The 17,796-nt window shown below is 63.0% G+C and carries 12 protein-coding genes, 1 pseudogene and 1 riboswitch; of the genes and pseudogenes, 4 read left to right on the forward strand and 9 right to left on the reverse strand.

Going from position 1 to position 17,796, the window contains the following annotated elements:
* Nucleotides 1-10: 10 nt before the first annotated feature.
* From gcvP to gcvT, 3 genes are read right to left on the reverse strand one after another with little or no spacing between them, the layout of a single operon-like run.
* Entirely contained in the window at nucleotides 11-2,821 is a 2,811-nt protein-coding gene (gene gcvP, locus FJW03_RS07685) for an aminomethyl-transferring glycine dehydrogenase (protein ID WP_140761891.1), read from the reverse strand.
* A 16-nt stretch (nucleotides 2,822-2,837) separates the two neighbouring features.
* Nucleotides 2,838-3,206, reverse strand: a complete 369-nt coding sequence (gcvH, locus tag FJW03_RS07690) for a glycine cleavage system protein GcvH (protein WP_140761888.1) — start codon at nucleotides 3,204-3,206, stop codon at nucleotides 2,838-2,840.
* Nucleotides 3,207-3,210: 4 nt separating this feature from the next.
* Nucleotides 3,211-4,311 (reverse strand): glycine cleavage system aminomethyltransferase GcvT, encoded by a 1,101-nt coding sequence (gene gcvT / locus FJW03_RS07695; protein WP_140761885.1) that lies wholly within the window; start codon nucleotides 4,309-4,311, stop codon nucleotides 3,211-3,213.
* A 149-nt stretch (nucleotides 4,312-4,460) separates the two neighbouring features.
* Nucleotides 4,461-4,547, reverse strand: a riboswitch (glycine riboswitch).
* A gap of 300 nt (nucleotides 4,548-4,847) precedes the next feature.
* On the opposite strand from gcvT, the pseudogene FJW03_RS07700 reads away from it, so the two are divergent.
* Nucleotides 4,848-5,756: pseudogene (locus FJW03_RS07700) on the forward strand (hypothetical protein); the annotation flags it as partial.
* A 67-nt stretch (nucleotides 5,757-5,823) separates the two neighbouring features.
* On the forward strand, nucleotides 5,824-6,921 hold the full coding sequence (locus tag FJW03_RS07705) for an IS630 family transposase (protein WP_140767530.1): 1,098 nt from the start codon (nucleotides 5,824-5,826) through the stop codon (nucleotides 6,919-6,921).
* Nucleotides 6,922-7,058: 137 nt separating this feature from the next.
* Here the strand turns inward: FJW03_RS07705 and FJW03_RS07710 are convergent, their stop codons facing one another.
* The 6 genes from FJW03_RS07710 to FJW03_RS07735 form a co-directional block, all read right to left on the reverse strand.
* Nucleotides 7,059-7,850, reverse strand: coding sequence for a molybdopterin-binding protein (locus tag FJW03_RS07710; protein ID WP_140767503.1), 792 nt, complete (start codon nucleotides 7,848-7,850; stop codon nucleotides 7,059-7,061).
* A gap of 1 nt (nucleotide 7,851) precedes the next feature.
* Nucleotides 7,852-8,733 (reverse strand): cytochrome b/b6 domain-containing protein, encoded by an 882-nt coding sequence (locus tag FJW03_RS07715; protein ID WP_140767502.1) that lies wholly within the window; start codon nucleotides 8,731-8,733, stop codon nucleotides 7,852-7,854.
* 92 nt (nucleotides 8,734-8,825) lie between these two features.
* Nucleotides 8,826-9,506, reverse strand: coding sequence for a DUF1345 domain-containing protein (locus FJW03_RS07720; RefSeq protein WP_140767501.1), 681 nt, complete (start codon nucleotides 9,504-9,506; stop codon nucleotides 8,826-8,828).
* Between the two features lie 131 nt (nucleotides 9,507-9,637).
* On the reverse strand, nucleotides 9,638-10,102 hold the full coding sequence (locus tag FJW03_RS07725) for a YaiI/YqxD family protein (RefSeq protein WP_140767500.1): 465 nt from the start codon (nucleotides 10,100-10,102) through the stop codon (nucleotides 9,638-9,640).
* A gap of 60 nt (nucleotides 10,103-10,162) precedes the next feature.
* Nucleotides 10,163-10,732 carry an S-(hydroxymethyl)glutathione synthase gene (gfa, locus tag FJW03_RS07730; protein ID WP_140767499.1) on the reverse strand — a complete coding sequence of 190 codons (570 nt, stop codon included), beginning with the start codon at nucleotides 10,730-10,732 and terminating at the stop codon, nucleotides 10,163-10,165.
* Between the two features lie 65 nt (nucleotides 10,733-10,797).
* Nucleotides 10,798-11,925 carry an S-(hydroxymethyl)glutathione dehydrogenase/class III alcohol dehydrogenase gene (locus FJW03_RS07735; RefSeq protein WP_140693774.1) on the reverse strand — a complete coding sequence of 376 codons (1,128 nt, stop codon included), beginning with the start codon at nucleotides 11,923-11,925 and terminating at the stop codon, nucleotides 10,798-10,800.
* 196 nt (nucleotides 11,926-12,121) lie between these two features.
* On the opposite strand from FJW03_RS07735, the gene FJW03_RS07740 reads away from it, so the two are divergent.
* Together FJW03_RS07740 and dnaE are read left to right on the forward strand one after the other, a co-directional pair.
* On the forward strand, nucleotides 12,122-14,134 hold the full coding sequence (locus FJW03_RS07740; protein WP_140767033.1) for an acetyl/propionyl/methylcrotonyl-CoA carboxylase subunit alpha: 2,013 nt from the start codon (nucleotides 12,122-12,124) through the stop codon (nucleotides 14,132-14,134).
* Nucleotides 14,135-14,318: 184 nt separating this feature from the next.
* Nucleotides 14,319-17,789: a DNA polymerase III subunit alpha gene (gene dnaE, locus FJW03_RS07745; protein WP_181173361.1), complete on the forward strand. Its 3,471-nt coding sequence runs from the start codon at nucleotides 14,319-14,321 to the stop codon at nucleotides 17,787-17,789.
* Nucleotides 17,790-17,796 lie beyond the last annotated feature (7 nt).

Here is a 17,796-nt window from a genome sequence, read left to right on the forward strand (position 1 = left end):
CGAGAGACTACTATTCGGCCGCACCCAGATAGTCCGACAGCGGCGGGCAGGAGCAGACGAGATTGCGGTCGCCCGCGACATTGTCGATGCGCGACACCGGCGGCCAGTATTTTGCGGCGGTATCCACGTTGCCCGCGGGATAGGCCGCTTCCAGCCGCGAATAGGGATGGGTCCACGTGCCGGCCAGCGCCTCGGCGGCAGTGTGCGGCGCATTGACCAGCGGGTTGTCGGCCAAAGGCCATTCGCCCTTTGCTATCTTCGACGCTTCGCCGGCGATCGCGATCATGGCCTCGCAGAAGCGGTCGAGTTCACCTTTCGGCTCGGATTCCGTCGGCTCGACCATCAGCGTGCCGGCGACCGGGAACGACATGGTCGGTGCATGGAAGCCGTAGTCGATCAGCCGCTTGGCGATGTCATCGACGCTGATGCCCGCGCTCTCCTTGAGCACGCGGGTGTCGAGGATGCATTCATGAGCGATACGATCGCTCCTGCCCTTGTAAAGAAGCGGGAAGTACGACGCGAGCCGCGTCGCCACATAATTGGCCGAGATTATGGCGGTCTCCGTCGCCTGCTTGAGACCGGAAGCGCCCATCATGCGGATGTACATCCAGGTGATCGGCAGGATGGAAGCGCTGCCGAACGGTGCGGCCGACACGGCATGGCCTGAGCCTTCGGTAACATGGCCCGGCAGATAGGGTTTCAGATGCGCCTTGACGCCGATCGGGCCGACGCCGGGACCGCCGCCGCCATGCGGGATGCAGAACGTCTTGTGCAGGTTCATGTGGCAGACGTCGGCGCCGATGTCGCCGGGGCGGGCGAGGCCGACCAGGGCGTTGAGGTTGGCTCCATCGAAATAGACCTGGGCACCATGCTCGTGGATAAGGGCGCAGAGGTGGCGCGCGCCTTCCTCGTAGACGCCATGCGTCGAGGGATAGGTGAACATCAGCGCCGCGAGATTCCTGGAATGCTCGTTGGCCTTGGCCCTGAGATCGTCCATGTCGATATTGCCGTCCTCGGTGCAGCGCACCACGACAACGCTCATGCCCGCCATCGCCGCGCTGGCAGGATTGGTGCCATGCGCGGAGGACGGGATCAGGCAGACCGTGCGATGGCCTTCGCCACGCGAGCGGTGATAGGCGCGGATGGCCAGCAGCCCGGCATATTCGCCTTGGCTGCCGGCATTGGGCTGCAGGCTTACCGCGTCGAAGCCGGTGATCTCCGACAGCCAGTTCTCAAGATCGCCGACCATGGCGCGATAGCCCGCCGAATGGCTGGCCGGCGCGAAGGGATGCAGATTGGCGACGCTTGGCCAGCTCACCGGCATCATCTCGGCCGCGGCATTGAGCTTCATGGTGCAGGAGCCGAGCGGGATCATGGCGCGATCGAGCGCAAGATCCTTGTCGGCCAACCGGCGCAGAAAGCGCATCATTTCGGTTTCCGAATGATTTTCGTGGAACACCGGCTGGGTGAGAAACTCCTTGCCGCGTCCTTTTCCAGGCATGCTGCCGTCGGCAGCGCCGGCTGCCTTGGCGCCGAACAGCGCGGCGATCGCCTCCAGATCGGCTTCGGTCGAGGTTTCGTCGAAGTTGATGCCGACATGGTCGGCGTCGATGACGCGCAGCAGCCGGCCGGTTTCTTCGGCGGCCGTGGCGATCGCTTTCGCCTTGCCCTTCATCTCAACCGTCACCGTGTCGAAGCGGCTTGTGCCGAGCACGGGCAGGCCAGCGGCCTTCAGGCCCGCTGCAAGGCGGTTGGCGAGCCCATGGATGCGGCCGGCAATCGCCTGCAGCCCGGCGGGGCCGTGCCAGATCGCGTAGGCGGTCGCCATGTTGGCGAGCAGTGCCTGTGCGGTGCAGATGTTGGACGTCGCCTTGTCGCGGCGGATGTGCTGCTCGCGAGTCTGCAAGGCAAGCCGATAGCCGGGCCGGCCCTTGCTGTCGGTCGACTGGCCGACGAGGCGGCCGGGCATCAGCCGCGTCAGTCTGTCGGAAACCGCGCAGTAGGCGGCATGGGGGCCGCCAAAGCCCATCGGCACACCAAAGCGCTGCATCGGGCCGACCGCAATGTCGGCGCCGAGTTTCGCCGGCGCGTCGGTGAGCGTCAGGCCAAGCGGATCGGCGATGAACACGACAAGTGCGCCGGTCGCGCGGGCCTTTTCGATCGCCGCCTTATGGTCGCCATAGACGCCGAACGTATCCGGCCAGGAGACGAGCAGGGCGGCGGTGTTGTCGTCGATCGTCTCGCCGTCGACCTCGATGCCGAGCGGCTCGGCGCGCGTGCGCACAACATCCAGCGTCTGCGGATGCGGTGTGCCGGCAAGCGCCACCTTGGCGCGCTTGTCGCGATGGTGGCGCAAGGCGATGCCGACGGCTTCGGCCACCGCCGTTGCCTCGTCGAGCAGCGAGGCTGACGCGACCGGCAGGCCGGTCAGTTCGGTGACCAGCGTCTGGAAATTGAACAGCATTTCCAGCCGCCCCTGGCTGATCTCCGCCTGGTACGGGGTATAGGCAGTGTACCAGGCCGGGTTCTCGAACAGATTGCGCTGAATGACCGGCGGTACGTGGACGCCGTGATAGCCTGCGCCAATGAAGCTCTTCAGCACCGTGTTTCTGGCCATGGTCGCCGACAATTCGGCCAGCGCTTCGGCTTCGCTGGCCGGCGCGGGTAGGGCCAGCGGCTGGTCGAGGCGGATCGATCTTGGCACGGCCTGGCTGATCAGCGTTTCCACGGAAGGAACGCCGATGACGGCGAGCATGGCTCTGACGTCATTGATACCGGGGCCGATATGGCGGGCGGAAAAGGAGGTAGGTGCTACGGTCATTTTTATCGTCCTGCTATCAGCCGATATGGGCTTTGTAGGCGGTCTCGTCCATGAGGCCGGCGAGTTGGCCTTCATCGGCGAGCTTCATCTTCCACAGCCAGCCGGCGCCGGTGGCCGCCGAATTGACCAGCGACGGGTCGGACGACAGCGTGCCGTTGGCCTCGGTGATTTCGCCGTCGACCGGCGCGTACACGTCGGAGGCGGCCTTGACGGATTCGACCACGACCGCGGTATCGCCCTTGGCAAGCTTCCGGCCGGTCTCGGGCAGTTCGACGAAGACGAGGTCGCCGAGCTGCTCCTGCGCGTAATCGGTGATGCCGACGGTGGCGACGCCACCCTCGACGCTGAGCCATTCGTGATCGGCGGTGAAATAGGTCTTTGCCATGAGATTATCCTTTGCGGTAGCGATGCGGTGTGAAGGGCAGGGAACTGACGTCGACAGGGATTTTCGTGCCGCGCACGTCGGCGAAAATCCGTGTTCCGGGCTTTGCCCGCGGCGCCGCGACATAGCCCATGGCGACCGGATGACCGGCCGAGGGGCCGAAGCCGCCCGAGGTGACATGGCCGGCAGGGTGGCCGTCGGCGTCAAACAGCGCCGCGCCGGCGCGCACCGGCTGGCGGCCTTCCGGCTTCAGCCCGACGCGCTTTTGCGCCGGGCCGCGTTCCACGGCGGCGCGCAAGGCATCGGCGCCGATAAAGGCGCCGGAAGCCCTGATCTCCTTCGGAATAGCCCACATCAGCGCCGCCGCGGCGGGGTCTGTCTCCGGTGTGATGTCCTGGCCATGCAGGCAAAGTCCGGCTTCCAGCCGCAGGCTGTCGCGCGCGGCAAGACCGATCCAGAGCACGCGCTCATCTTCCAACAGCTTCGCGACGAGGTCGCGCGCGTCGGGCTCCGGCAGGCCGATCTCGAAACCATCCTCGCCGGTATAGCCGGACCGGCTCATGAACCAGTTCTTCCTGGGTTCGACACCGTGCATGAACAGCAACGAGCCGGTTTCGATCCCGGCACGGGACAGCGCTGCCCAGGCCTCGGGCCCCTGGATGGCCAGGAAGACGCGGTCGAGCGGCTCGACCATGGCGTCGAAACCGGCTGCAAGTTCGCGCAGGTGCTTTTCGTCAGCGACGGCGTTGCCGGCATTGGCGACCACCATGAAGCGATCGGCGCCGAGCCGGGTAACGATCAGGTCGTCGAGAATGCCGCCGGCTTCGTTGAGGAAGAACGTCAGTTTGGATTGCGAAATTTCGAGCGCGCCGGCATCCAGCGGGCAGGCGCGGTCGAGCAGCGCAACGGCTTGCGGCCCACTGACCTCGAACAGTTTCATGTGCGAGATGTCGAAGAGACCCGCGTGCTCGCGGGTATGCAGATGTTCCTTCATGACGCCGGCCGGGTAGGTCAGCGGCATCGACCAGCCTGCAAAGGCGCCGAAGCGCGCGCCTGCGGCCGTGTGGATATCCTCAAGGGGGAGGTGTTTATCGTCGTCGCCCGTCATGTCGTCTCCAGAGTCGCACGCAATCGGCCGCGAATGGCGACCAGTCCGTGCCCCTCTGTCTGAAGCCTGAGAGACTCGCGCAGCCGGAACTCCGTCAGCGGCGCTTACACCTTCGGCGCGGGGGCAAGCCCCGACTTTCCAGAGTGTCTTTCCCGTCCACGGTTCTTTTGCCTGAGAGATTTCGGGCGATTTCCCCTTCGGCGGCAGCTCTCGCTGCTCTCTCCCGCAAACAGGTAGGACTCAAAGCCTGAGCCCTCGACGCGCCATCCATAGCCCGTCGGCGACACCTTGTCACCTCCCAGCGACATCTAAAGCGCGTCGTGCTGAAGCGGGTTTGGCCGATGCGCTTTGGATATTTGTTCTGATGCATGTCGCTCTCCCAAAACCGCTGCACACCTCGGGTCGCGCCCGAGCGCATGCTTTTGGGCGACATGCATGGGCCGACAAGTCTTTGCTAACCACGCCATTTGCCGGTTTTTCAAGACACTCCTGATATAGCAGGCTGATGTGACGCGTTGCGTGGACGGGGGCGACAAATGGGCGAATTGATCATGAGCGCGCCGGTGGCGGGGCTGACATCAAAGATCAGCATTACTCCGCAGGATGTTGTGATGCTGCGCCGCGACGTGTTCGCCGATGGTATCGTCACGCGTGGCGAGGCCGAGGCCTTGTTCGCGCTCGACCAGACGGCGCGGGACAAATGCGCGGAGTGGGCGCCATTCTTTGTCGAGGCGGTGACCGATTACATCGTCCATCAGGAAAGGCCAGAGGGCTACATCTCGCAGGACAACGCCGACTGGCTGATCCGCACGATCTCCCGAGACGGCATGGTCGACAGCCGGACCGAACTCGAATTGCTGGTCCATGTGCTGGAAGAGGCGAAATCATCGCCGGGCCGTCTTTGCGTTTATGCACTGGAGCAGGTCGCCCACGCCGTCGTCGACGGCAAGGGGCCGCTGATGCTGGGCGGTGCGCTGGTCCCGGGATTGATCGCCAAGGCGGAGGTCGAGCTCCTGCGCCGTATCCTCTATGCCCATGGCGGTGACGGCAACATCGCCATTACCCGCGGCGAGGCCGAGGTGCTGTTCAGGATCAATGAACAGACCGCCCAAGCCAACAACGATCCTTCCTGGAACGAATTGTTCGTCAAGGCAATCGCCAACTTCGTCATGTGCTCGGCCGGTTATGAAGCGCCGACTCGTGACGTGGCTTTGCGCCAGGAAACTTTCGTTGAGCATGCGGATGTGGAAATCGGCGGCTTCTTCAGCCACATGGTCTCCGGTGGCCTTGCCGGAATGATCGAGGCCTACCGGTCCCCGGATGACATCGAAGCCGAATGAGAGGCGAAGAACAGGGCAGCGGAGGCCTTGGCCCGGCGCGCCGAAACGATCGATGCCGGCGAAGCCAAATGGCTGGCAGAGCATATCGGGCTGAATCGGCCCCTCTAGTCCCCTGGAACAAAAGTAAGCTTCATTTTGTTTGGCTTCTGTCACAAGAGCAGGAGTTTGATTCATGGCTGGCAGGCAGGCGGACCTTGTCGTTCTAAGCGACGCGGATAGAGGTTTCCTCGAATCTCAGGTGCGCCGGCATAAGGCGCCGCGCTCCTTGTCGGATCGATGCCGGATGGTCTTGCTGTGCGCGCAGGGTTTGCAAAGCAAAGACGTTGCCGAACGCCTGGGTGTTCACGAGCACACGGTTGGCAAGTGGCGCCGTCGGTTCGTACAGGATGGTATTGAAGGGCTGACAGATGAATATCGTACCGGTCGACCGCGAACTGTCTCCGATGCCCAGGTTGCTCAGGTCGTCGAGCGTACGTTGAACACCACTCCCAAGGATGCCACGCACTGGTCCATCCGTTCGATGGCAGCCGACCGCGGCCTTTCTCATACCACCATCCGTCGGATCTGGACCGCGTTTGGCCTGCAGCCGCATCGTACCGAGACATTCAAGCTTTCCTCCGATCCGCTCTTCGTTGATAAGGTGCAGGACATCGTCGGCCTCTATATGTCACCACCGGACCGGGCGATCGTGCTATGCGTGGATGAGAAATCGCAAATCCAGGCATTGGATCGCGAGCAGCCGGTTCTGCCTATGGCACCGGGCGTCGCCGAACGGCGTACTCATACTTATGTTCGCAACGGCACGACTTCTCTGTTCGCCGCGCTCGATGTTGCCACTGGGGCGGTGATAGGTCATTGCTACAAGCGTCACCGGGCCACCGAATTCCTCGACTTCCTGAAGCGGATCGACACCGAAATGCCCAATGGCCCGGACGTGCATCTGGTGATGGACAACTATGCGACCCACAAGACGCCGAGGATCAAGGCTTGGCTCGCGCGCCGTCCACACTGGCATGTTCACTTCACGCCAACGTCGGCATCCTGGATCAATCAGGTCGAGCGGTGGTTCGCAGAGCTGACGCGAAAGCAGTTGCAGCGCGGCGTACACCGTTCCACCGCAGAACTGGAAGCTGATATCGACGCCTTCATCGAAACCCACAACGAGAACCCGACCCCATACAAATGGGTCAAATCCGCCGACCAAATCCTCGCGTCGGTCAAGCGCTTCTGCCAGAAGACAATGAACCGAACTTCAGATTCAGGTGACTAGAACGAGCGCGCATTGCTGACCCTGATCAAGCATGCCTCGCCGGAGATTCATCCAGCTCTAAAGCCGCTGCTCGAAAAGGTTGCTTGAGTATTGGCTGTTAAGCCGTCGATGTCAGGCCACTATTCTCTCTCTGACTATCAAATACCACCATACCAGTCGTAGCCATTGTCTTCCCAATAGCCGCCGCGGCCGCCCCCGACGCCGGCGAAACCGTCGACCAGTTCGATCCTGGAGAGATATTTCGGCATCTTGTAGCCAAGCTGGCGCTCGACGCGGACGCGCAGCGGCGCGCCATTCTCGACCGTCAAGAGTTTGCCATTCAGGCCGTAGGCAAGGATCGTCTGCGGATGGCGAGCGTCGATCAGATCAATCGTGCCGTAATATTTCACGTCGCCGGACAGGCCGCGGTCGATCGTGTCAAGGCAGTGGAACATCACGTAGCGCGCCTGCGGCTTGACGACGGCCTGGTCCAGCACCAGCGACAATGGCGTGCCGGTCCATTTGGCGATGCAACTCCAGCCCTCGACGCAGTCGTGACGCGTGATCTGGGTGCGGCTCGGCATGTTCTGGAGCTGCTCGCGGCTCAGCGACAGCGGCTTCTCGACAAGGCCTGAAACCTCCAATCGCCAGTCGGCGAAATTGTTGGCGAGAAGGCCCTTGTAGATATCGTCATCCGGCGCGGTGACACCGTTCGGCCGCTGCGGCTGGCGGATGTCGGCTTCCGTGAATTCCGGCGCCAGCCTATCGCGCCCGGCGAGCAGGCGTTGCGCGCGGTACGTCAGGCCATTTGCGTTCTCGAGGAAACCGCGCAGGCCTCCGCCGAGGCCGAGCTGACTGTCGAAGGCGTCGCAACCCGACAGCATGATGCCGGAGGCGCCAAGGCTGGCCGCGGTCAGAAACTTGCGGCGGCTGATTTCGAATTTTGTCATGTCACGCACTCCTCTCGGCGGGCTTGTCGTCATGCGCTGGGGGATCAGTGCGGTACCAGCCTGTGATGATGGAACGCAGCTCGTTGATCGGTCCGGCGGCGAGGATCATCAGGATGTGGATAACGAAGAAGGCAACCAGCAGCGCCATGACGGTGAAATGGATGGTGCGCGCCGTCTGCCGGCCGCCGAGCAGGTCGTTGAGGTACGGCAGCACCGAATTCATGCTCGGCGACATGGCAAGGCCGGTGATGACCATCAGCGGCAGCAGAACAAAGAGGACGCCGCCATAGGCCATCTTCTGCAGCGTGTTGTATTCGCGCGTGTGGTGGAACTTCAGCCTGGCATGATCGATGATGTCCTGGGGCAAGCGCTTGAGGTCGTCGAGGCGCGGGGCGAGGTCGCGCCGGATATGGCCGTTGATCAGGCTGGCGACCAGCCAGACGATCAAGGTCGTCGTCAGGATCCAGGCGAAGAAGAAATGCACCACGCGGGCCGTGCCGAGATCATAGTAGGAAGGGATGGTCGCCCAGGATGGGAAACCGCGCGCCGTCTCGCCACCGGCCGGACCTGACCAGCCGAGAACGCCAGTCGTGTCGAAGCGATGCCCGAAGATCGCGGTGTAGCCGCGTGGGCCAGCATTGGTGTTCTCGGCGCCGATCTCGAAGATAGTGTTGTTGTAGCCGAAGCCGGATTGCTTGCCGATATAGAGCTGCGGCCGGGCATTGAAGATCTGCAGGCCGGAAAGCAGCATGAAGAACAGCGAGATGGCCCAGATCCAGTGCGTCAGTCGCGTCCAGCGCGACTGACGGTAGATCAGCGTCTTGTCACCCGAAGCGGGAACGCGCGTTCCAATTTCGGATTGGCTTCTGGCAAGGGGTTCCATCTTGTCTCATCTCCCTTGGACGCGACCTGCGCGTCCATTGTCCTCCTGATACGTTGCGATCCAAACCGATGTTTCATCCGATCACGGATTTATTACGAACCGCCCAGGCTGACGGCGAGGTTGACGGCGGCAGCGACGATGACGGTGTTGAAAAAGAACGACAGGATCGAGTGGACAAGCACGACCCGGCGCATATGCGTCGTCGAGATGTTGGTGTCGGCGGTCTGCGCGGTCATGCCAATGACGGTGGAGAAATAGAGGAAATCCCAGCCTTCCGGCCTTTTTTCGCCGGGAAACAGCAGGCCCCCGACGGGGATTTTCTTCTTGGTACCGGCATCGACCTCTTCGCCGTCCATCCAGTAGACATGGGCATAGTGGAGCGCGGCCATGGCATGGATGGTGAACCAGCCGAGCGGGATCGACAGCAGCGCGAAGCCAAGCTCGATGGGATGGCCTTTGTCCTTCTGGTTGATCAACAGGAACAATGAGATGATGGCGAGGCCGACGACGACGAGCGTGACCGCGAAGATGACCAGCACCGGCTGATCGGTGGCGCGCGCATTCTTGCTAAGATAGGTGCCGGTGAGCTTGGGCATCTGGGCGACGACCAGTATGACGTAGGCGGCAAAGAAGGCGTTGGCACCGATCGAATAGGCAAGCGGGGCATGAAGGAGCAAGGCCACGAGGAGCGCAAAGACACCGATGCACGCCGACAGCACAAACAACATGTGCCGCTGCACCGGCTTCTTGATTGGAGGGGTTTCGGCGGCCATGGCGGTCTCCACCTTGAATGGCGCTCTGCTTCTAGGCCAGTTCACCGTTTTCAAGGAAATGGCAAACCGCTAATTCTTGGTTTGACGCAATTCCGGACGGAAAACCGCTATGCACTTTTCCTGGAATTGCTTTAGCTGGGTGTGGCGGATTTCAGCGCGCGCCGCAAGATACGGTCGAGCTCGCCAAGGAACCGGGACCGATCCTGGGGCGCAAAGCTTGCATTGTAGCCCTTGCTTTCGCCTGTCTCGCGCAAATGCTGCTTGAGGTCGCGCATGGCCACCGCCATGCCGATCGTTTCCGGCGTGAAGGGACGTCCGGTGGGCCCAAGCACATGCGCACCAAGCGCTACCGAGCGGGCGGCGAGCGGAATATCCGCTGTCACGATATCATTGGGCTTGGCGTTCTCGACGATCCAGTCATCGGCGGCGTCGGCGCCTTTGGAGACGACGACGTTGCGGATCATCGGGTCGCGCGATGGACGCAGACCGCCATTGGAGACATGGGTGACGACGATGCCATGGCGGTCGGCGACTTTCTCGATCTCGGCCTTGACCGGGCATGCGTCGGCATCGACGTAGATGGCGGGTGCGGACATTGTCTCTCCAGGACGTGCGGGGCCGGAAACATATCCGGCCCCGCACGGAATTTCACAGAATCATGCCGGCAGGGCGCCAGACCTCTTGGCCGTCCAGGTGGCCATGTAGTCCATCAGCCCGGGATTGAGGCAATCATAGGGTTCGAGCCCGATCGACTTCAGTTGGCCGCGAATGCCGTCCATACGACCCGGATCGACACCGGATTCGATGATCGAGGAGACAAAGGCGGTGAAGCCCGGCGGCGACCAGCCATCCTCCTCGAAGCGCTCGGGGTGGATGAAGGTCAGGCCCTTGAACGGATGATCGCGCTCGACCGGCCCGTGCATGTGGACACCGCAGCCGGTGCAGGCATGGCGCTGGATGAGCGCTGCCGGGTCGACCACCTTGAGCTTGTCGCCGTTCTCGGTGACGGTGACATCGCCAGTGCCGGCAACCGCGACCACCGAGAATACGGCGCCTTCGGGCTTCCAGCATTTGGTGCAGCCGCAAGCATGATTGTGCGCGATCTGGCCCTTGACCTTCACCTTCACCGGATTGCTGGTGCAAAGGCAGACCAGCGTGCCGCCGGCAAAGCTCGCACTTTCCTTGGGCAGCCCATTGTCGATTTTCGGATGCAGTTTCTCCGCCATTTCTTCTCCTCCCAGGTTTCGCCACAGAGGTCGCTGGCCGGTTGGCTGGCGGCGTGTGACTGTCTTCAGTAAACGACGACGCTTCGGATCGACTTGCCCTCATGCATGAGGTCGAACCCCTTGTTGATATCCTCGAGCTTCAGCGTGTGGGTGATCATCGGGTCGATCTGGATCTTGCCGTCCATGTACCAGTCGACGATTTTGGGCACGTCGGTGCGGCCGCGCGCGCCGCCAAAGGCGGTGCCCATCCAGCTGCGGCCGGTGACCAGCTGGAACGGCCGCGTCGAAATCTCCTGGCCGGCGCCGGCGACACCGATGACGACCGACTTGCCCCAGCCGCGATGCGAGGCTTCCAGCGCCTGGCGCATCACCTTGGTGTTGCCGGTGCAGTCGAACGTGTAGTCGGCGCCGCCGATCTGGTCGGCGCCGCGCTTGGTCATGTTGACGAGGTAAGGCACGATGTCGCCGTCGATCTCCTTCGGATTGACGAAATGCGTCATGCCGAAGCGCTCGCCCCATTCCTTCTTGTCGTTGTTCAGGTCGACGCCGATGATCATGTCGGCGCCGGCAAGTTTCAGGCCCTGGATGACGTTGAGGCCGATGCCGCCGAGGCCGAAGACGACGGCGGTGGCGCCTTGCTCGACCTTGGCCGTGTTGATGACCGCGCCGATACCGGTGGTCACCCCGCAGCCGATATAGCAGATCTTGTCGAAGGGGGCGTCGGGGTTGACCTTGGCCACCGCGATCTCGGGCAGCACGGTGAAGTTGGAAAAGGTCGAGCAGCCCATATAGTGGAAGATCTTGTCCTTGCCGATGGAAAAGCGCGACGAGCCGTCCGGCATCAGGCCTTGCCCCTGGGTGGCGCGGATGGCGGTGCAGAGGTTGGTTTTCCTGGACAGGCAGGACGGGCACTGCCGGCATTCGGGCGTATAGAGCGGGATGACGTGGTCGCCCTTCCTGACCGAGGTGACACCCTTGCCGACATCGACCACGACACCGGCGCCCTCATGGCCGAGAATGGCCGGGAAGATGCCTTCGGGATCGGCGCCCGACAGGGTGAACTCGTCGGTGTGGCAGATGCCGGTCGCCTTGATCTCGACCAGCACCTCGCCGGGCTGAGGACCGTCGAGGTCGACCTCCATGATCTCCAGCGGCTTTCCGGCGGCGACGGCGACAGCGGCGCGCGTTTTCATCAGGCAATTCCTCCAAAGGCGATTTTTGCGCACGCTTTCAGGTTTTGCCTCGACGATCAACTGCTAGCTGGTTGCACACTTGGGCCAGCACGCGGAATTTTATTCCCTAACCGATTGAAAAGCAGCGATTGACCCACCCGGCTTGACCGCGCCAGCACAGGTCATAAAAGGAACGGCCTACCCGAGGGATGCCAGCATGTTCACCAAGATCCTGATCGCCAACCGTGGCGAGATCGCCTGCCGCGTCATCAAGACGGCACGCAAGATGGGCATTGCCACGGTCGCCGTCTATTCCGATGCCGATCGCGATGCCGTGCACGTCGAGATGGCCGACGAGGCGGTGCACATCGGTCCGGCACCCGCCGCGCAGAGCTATCTCGTCCCTGAAAAGATCATCGCCGCCTGCAAGCAGACCGGCGCCCAGGCCGTGCATCCGGGCTATGGCTTCCTGTCCGAGCGAGCGGCCTTCTGCGAAGCCCTGGAGAAAGAAGGCATCGTCTTCATCGGTCCCAAGCCGAAGGCGATCAGGGCGATGGGCGACAAGATCGAATCGAAGAAGTTCGCCAACGCCGCCAAGGTTTCGACGGTGCCGGGCTGGCTCGGCGTGATCGAGAATGCCGAGCATGCGGAGACGATTGCAGGCGAAATCGGCTATCCCGTGATGATCAAGGCCTCGGCCGGCGGCGGCGGCAAGGGCATGCGCATCGCCTGGAACCAGTCGGAAGTGCGCGACGGGTTCGACCGGGCCCGCTCCGAGGCCAAGAGCTCGTTCGGCGACGATCGTGTTTTCATCGAGAAGTTTGTCGTCGACCCGCGCCACATCGAGATCCAGGTGCTGGCCGACGCGCATGGCAACGCGCTCTATCTCGGCGAACGCGAATGTTCGATCCAGCGTCGAAACCAGAAAGTGGCGGAGGAGGCGCCGTCGCCATTCCTCGATGCCAAGACGCGCAAGGCGATGGGAGAACAGTCGGTGGCGCTGGCCAGGGCCGTCGATTATCAGAGCGCCGGCACGGTCGAGTTCATCGTCGACAAGGACAAGAACTTCTATTTCCTCGAAATGAATACACGATTGCAGGTCGAGCATCCGGTGACGGAGCTCGTCACCGGCATCGATCTGGTCGAGCAGATGATCCGCGTCGCCGCCGGCGAGAAGCTTGCTTTGAAGCAGAGCGATATCAAACTGAACGGCTGGGCGGTGGAGAGCCGGCTCTACGCCGAGGATCCCTATCGCAATTTCCTGCCCTCGATCGGCCGGCTGACACGCTACCGGCCGCCGGAGGAAGGACAGTTCGGCGATGTCGTCATCCGCAACGACACCGGCGTCACCGAGGGCTCGGAGATCTCGATGTTCTACGATCCGATGCTCGCCAAGCTGTGCACCTGGGCGCCGACCCGCATCGAGGCGATCGATGCCATGTCGGAAGCGCTCGACAGCTTTGTCGTCGACGGCATCGAGCACAACATTCCGTTCCTGGCGGCACTGATGCAGCATCCGCGCTGGCGGGAGGGGGCAATATCGACCGGGTTCATCGCCGAGGAATATCCCGATGGGTTCGCCCCCATCGTTCCGGACAGCGAGGAAAAGGCCGTCCTGGCCGCGATCGCCACCGCCGTGGAACTGCTGCGCCGCGCCCGGCTGGACCGATTGGGTGGCCGCCTAGCACCGCATTCGGGAGCGCTCAAGCGCGACTGGGTGGTGAAGATCGGCGAAGATTATCTGTCGGCGTCCATTCTCGAGGGCATGATTTCCATTCCGATGGAAATCGATCTGTCGGTCGACGGCGGCAAGGCGCTGACCGTGTCGTCCGACTGGCGGCCGGGCGACCTGATCTGGCGCGGCACGGTCGGCACGCGCGAGGTCATCGCCCAGATCCGGCCGGTTGCAAACGGTCTTCGCATCGCCTGGAAAGGCATGTCGGTGGCCGCGCGGGCGATGCTGCCCCGCACCGCGGAACTGGAAAAACTAATGCCGGAGAAGGTGGCGCCGGACACGTCGAAGCTGCTGCTCTGCCCGATGCCTGGCCTCGTCGTGTCGATCGCCGTCGCCGAGGGCCAGGAGGTCAAGGCCGGCGAGACCTTGGCCGTGGTCGAGGCGATGAAGATGGAAAACGTGTTGCGCGCCGAACGCGACCTTGTCGTGTCGAGACTGAACGCCAAGCCGGGCGACAGCCTGGCTGTCGATGCGGTGATCATGGAATTCGCCTGAGAGACTGAGGCGAGCCGGGCAGGGATGGCGAAGCCTGTGGTTGACGGTCGTTTGTGCTGGACTGGTATCGCCGGGTCCCGGACAATACATCTCCATCGACTCAAGTTTACGGGCAGCGCGAGAAACCATGGCGGATGAAAGACTTCCACGCGATCCCCTGAAGCGTGAAGCCGTGATCGCGGCCATGCCGCCGAAGGCGCCCGTGCGGCCATTCGTTCATTTGCGCGTGCATTCGGCCTATTCGCTGCTCGAGGGCGCGCTTCAGCTTGGTAAGATCGTCGGCCATGCTCTGAAAGACGAAGCCCCGGCAATTGCCGTCACCGACACCAACAATCTTTTCGGCGCGCTGGAGTTCGCGCAGAAGGCGGTCAAGGACGGCATCCAGCCGATCATCGGCTGCCAGATCGCGCTCGCCTTTTCCGGCGAAAACAGCGACGGCCAGCGCGACCGCCGGCGGCAGGGCCCGGAGATGCGGCCGGTCGTCCTGATCGCGGCGACCGAAGCCGGATATTCCAATCTGGTCAGGCTTGTCAGCCGCGTCTACCTGGAAACGCCACCCGGCGAAGCCGTGCACCTGACCACCGGGATGCTGGAGGGGCAGGCTGATGGGCTGATCTGCCTCAGTGGCGGACCACGCGGCCCGATCGGCAGCGCCTTGAAGGAAGATCGCCCCGATCTTGCCGAGACGCGGCTTTTGACGCTCAAGGCGATGTTCGGCGACCGCCTCTATGTCGAACTGGAACGGGTTGCCGGCTACGACCGGATGATCGAACATTCGACGATCGATCTCGCCTATGCGCACGAGCTTCCCCTTGTCGCCACCAACGAGGCGTTTTTCTCATCGCGCGACGATTATGAGGCACATGACGCGCTGATTGCCATTGCCGAGGGCTCCGTCGTCGCCGTCGACACCCGCCGCCGGCTGTCGCCGGACAATTTCCTGCGCAGCCAGGCGGATATGGCGCAATTGTTCGCCGATCTGCCGGAAGCGATCGACAACACGGTCGAAATCGCGCTGCGCTGCTCTTACTACCCAAAAAACCGCAGCCCGATCCTGCCGCGCTTCACGGGCGGCGACAGCGCCGACAAGGACGCGGCCGAAAAGGCCGAGGCCGCGGAACTGGCCCGCCAGGCACGCGAAGGACTAGACGCCAGGCTCGCGCTGCATGGCCCGACCCCGGGCTATACGGTCGAGCAGTATCGGGAGCGGCTGGAATTCGAGCTCGGCATCATCGAGAAGATGAAGTTCCCCGGCTACTTCCTCATCGTTGCCGACTTCATCAAATGGGCCAAGGCGCAAGGCATTCCGGTCGGGCCGGGGCGCGGCTCGGGCGCCGGCTCGCTGGTTGCCTATTCCACCACCATCACCGACATCGATCCGCTGCGTTTCTCCTTGCTGTTCGAGCGCTTCCTCAATCCGGACCGCGTCTCGATGCCCGACTTCGACATTGATTTCTGCCAGGACCGCCGCGAAGAGGTGATCCGCTATGTCCAGCAGAAATATGGCCGCGACCAGGTCGGCCAGATCATCACCTTCGGTACGCTGCAGGCCCGGGCCGTGTTGCGCGATGTCGGCCGCGTGTTGCAGATGCCCTACGGCCAGGTCGACAAGCTATCCAAGATGGTGCCGCAGAACCCGGCCAATCCGGTCAAGCTCGCCGACGCCATCGCCAACGAGCCGCGCTTTGCCGAGGAAGCCGAAAAGGAGCCGATCGTCCAGACGCTGCTCGACATGGCGCAGAAGCTGGAAGGGCTCTATCGCCACGCCTCGACGCACGCCGCCGGCATCGTCATCGGCGACCGTCCGCTGTCGGAACTGGTGCCGATGTACCGCGATCCGCGCTCGGACATGCCCGTCACCCAGTTCAACATGAAATATGTCGAGCAGGCCGGGCTGGTGAAGTTCGACTTCCTCGGCCTGAAAACGCTGACGGTGCTGGAGACGGCGGTGAAGCTGATCCGCCGCCGCGGCATCGACATCGATCTGGCGACGATCCCGCTCGACGATCCAGAGACCTACGCCATGCTGTCGCGCGGCGAGGTGGTCGGCGTTTTCCAGGTTGAAAGTGCCGGCATGCGCAAGGCGCTGATCGGCATGCGGCCCGACTGCATCGAGGACATCATCGCGCTGGTCGCGCTCTACCGGCCGGGCCCGATGGAGAACATCCCGACCTACAACGCCAGAAAGCATGGCGAGGAGGAGATGGCGTCTATCCATCCCAAGATCGACCATCTGGTGAAGGAGACACAAGGCGTCATCGTCTATCAGGAACAGGTGATGCAGATCGCGCAGGAGTTGTCGGGCTATTCGCTTGGCGAGGCCGACCTTCTGCGCCGCGCCATGGGCAAGAAGATCCGTGCCGAGATGGACAAGCAGCGCGAGCGCTTCGTCTCGGGTGCTGTCGAGCGCGGCGTCAGCAAGCCGCAGGCCGACTTCATTTTCGATCTGCTGGCCAAGTTCGCCGACTATGGTTTCAACAAGTCGCACGCCGCCGCCTATGCCGTGGTCTCCTATCAGACGGCCTATCTCAAGGCGCACTATCCGGTCGAGTTCCTGGCGGCGTCGATGACGCTCGACATGGGCAATACCGACAAGCTGGCCGACTTCCGCCAGGATGCGCTGCGTCTCGGCATCGAGGTGCTGGCGCCGTCGGTGATGACGAGTTTTCGTCCCTTCGAGGTCGGCGAGAACCGCATCTATTATTCGATGGCGGCGCTCAAGGGCGTCGGCGACGCGGCAGTCGAACATATCGTTGCCGTGCGAGGTGAAAAGCCGTTCAAGAACCTTGCCGATTTCTGCGAACGGGTCGACCCGAAGATCGTCGGCAAGCGCGTCTTCGAAAGCCTGATCATGGCCGGCGCGCTCGACTGCTTCGGCCACGACCGCGCCCAAATGATGGCTGGCGTCGAACGGATGATGGGCCTGGCATCACTTGCCCAGCAGAACGCCGTTTCCGGCCAGGCCGATATTTTCGGCGCCTCGCTGGGCGCGCAGTCGCAGGCGCTCCACCTGCCGGCAACGGATCCGTGGCTTGCCGCCGACCGGCTGCACCGCGAATTCCAGGTCGTCGGCTTCTATCTCTCGGCTCATCCGCTCGACGAGTACAAGGCGGCGCTGCAGAAGATGCGGGTGCAGACCTGGGGCGAGTTCTCGGCCGCCGTCAAGCGGGGCGCCACCGCCGGCCGGCTTGCCGGCACGGTGACGACCAAGCAGGAGCGCAAGACGCGCACCGGCAACAAGATGGGCGTGGTGCAGTTCTCCGACACGTCGGGGCAGTACGAGGCCGTGCTGTTTTCGGAAGGATTGGCCCAGTTTCGCGACTTCCTGGAGCCCGGCCGCTCCGTCGTCATCCAGGTCGCCGCCGAGGACAGGCCCGAGGGCGTCAATTTGCGCATCAATTCCGTACAATCGCTGGAGGACGAGGCAAGCCGCATCCAGAAGGCGCTGCGCATTTTCGTCAGGAACGAAGGACCGGCCTCGATGATCCAGTCCCAACTCACCCAGCGCGGCGAAAGCCAGGTCAGCATTATCGTGATCAAGGAAGAGGCGCAGGGCGAGGTCGAGATAGCCTTGCAGGGCGGCTACCGCGTCTCGCCACAGATCGCTTCGGCGATGCGCGCGGTGCCGGGCGTGGTCGAAGTGGAACTGGTGTGATCGCCGC

The sequence above is a fragment of the Mesorhizobium sp. B4-1-4 genome (genome assembly GCF_006439395.2).
In the GTDB taxonomy this organism is placed as follows: Bacteria; Pseudomonadota; Alphaproteobacteria; order Rhizobiales; family Rhizobiaceae; genus Mesorhizobium.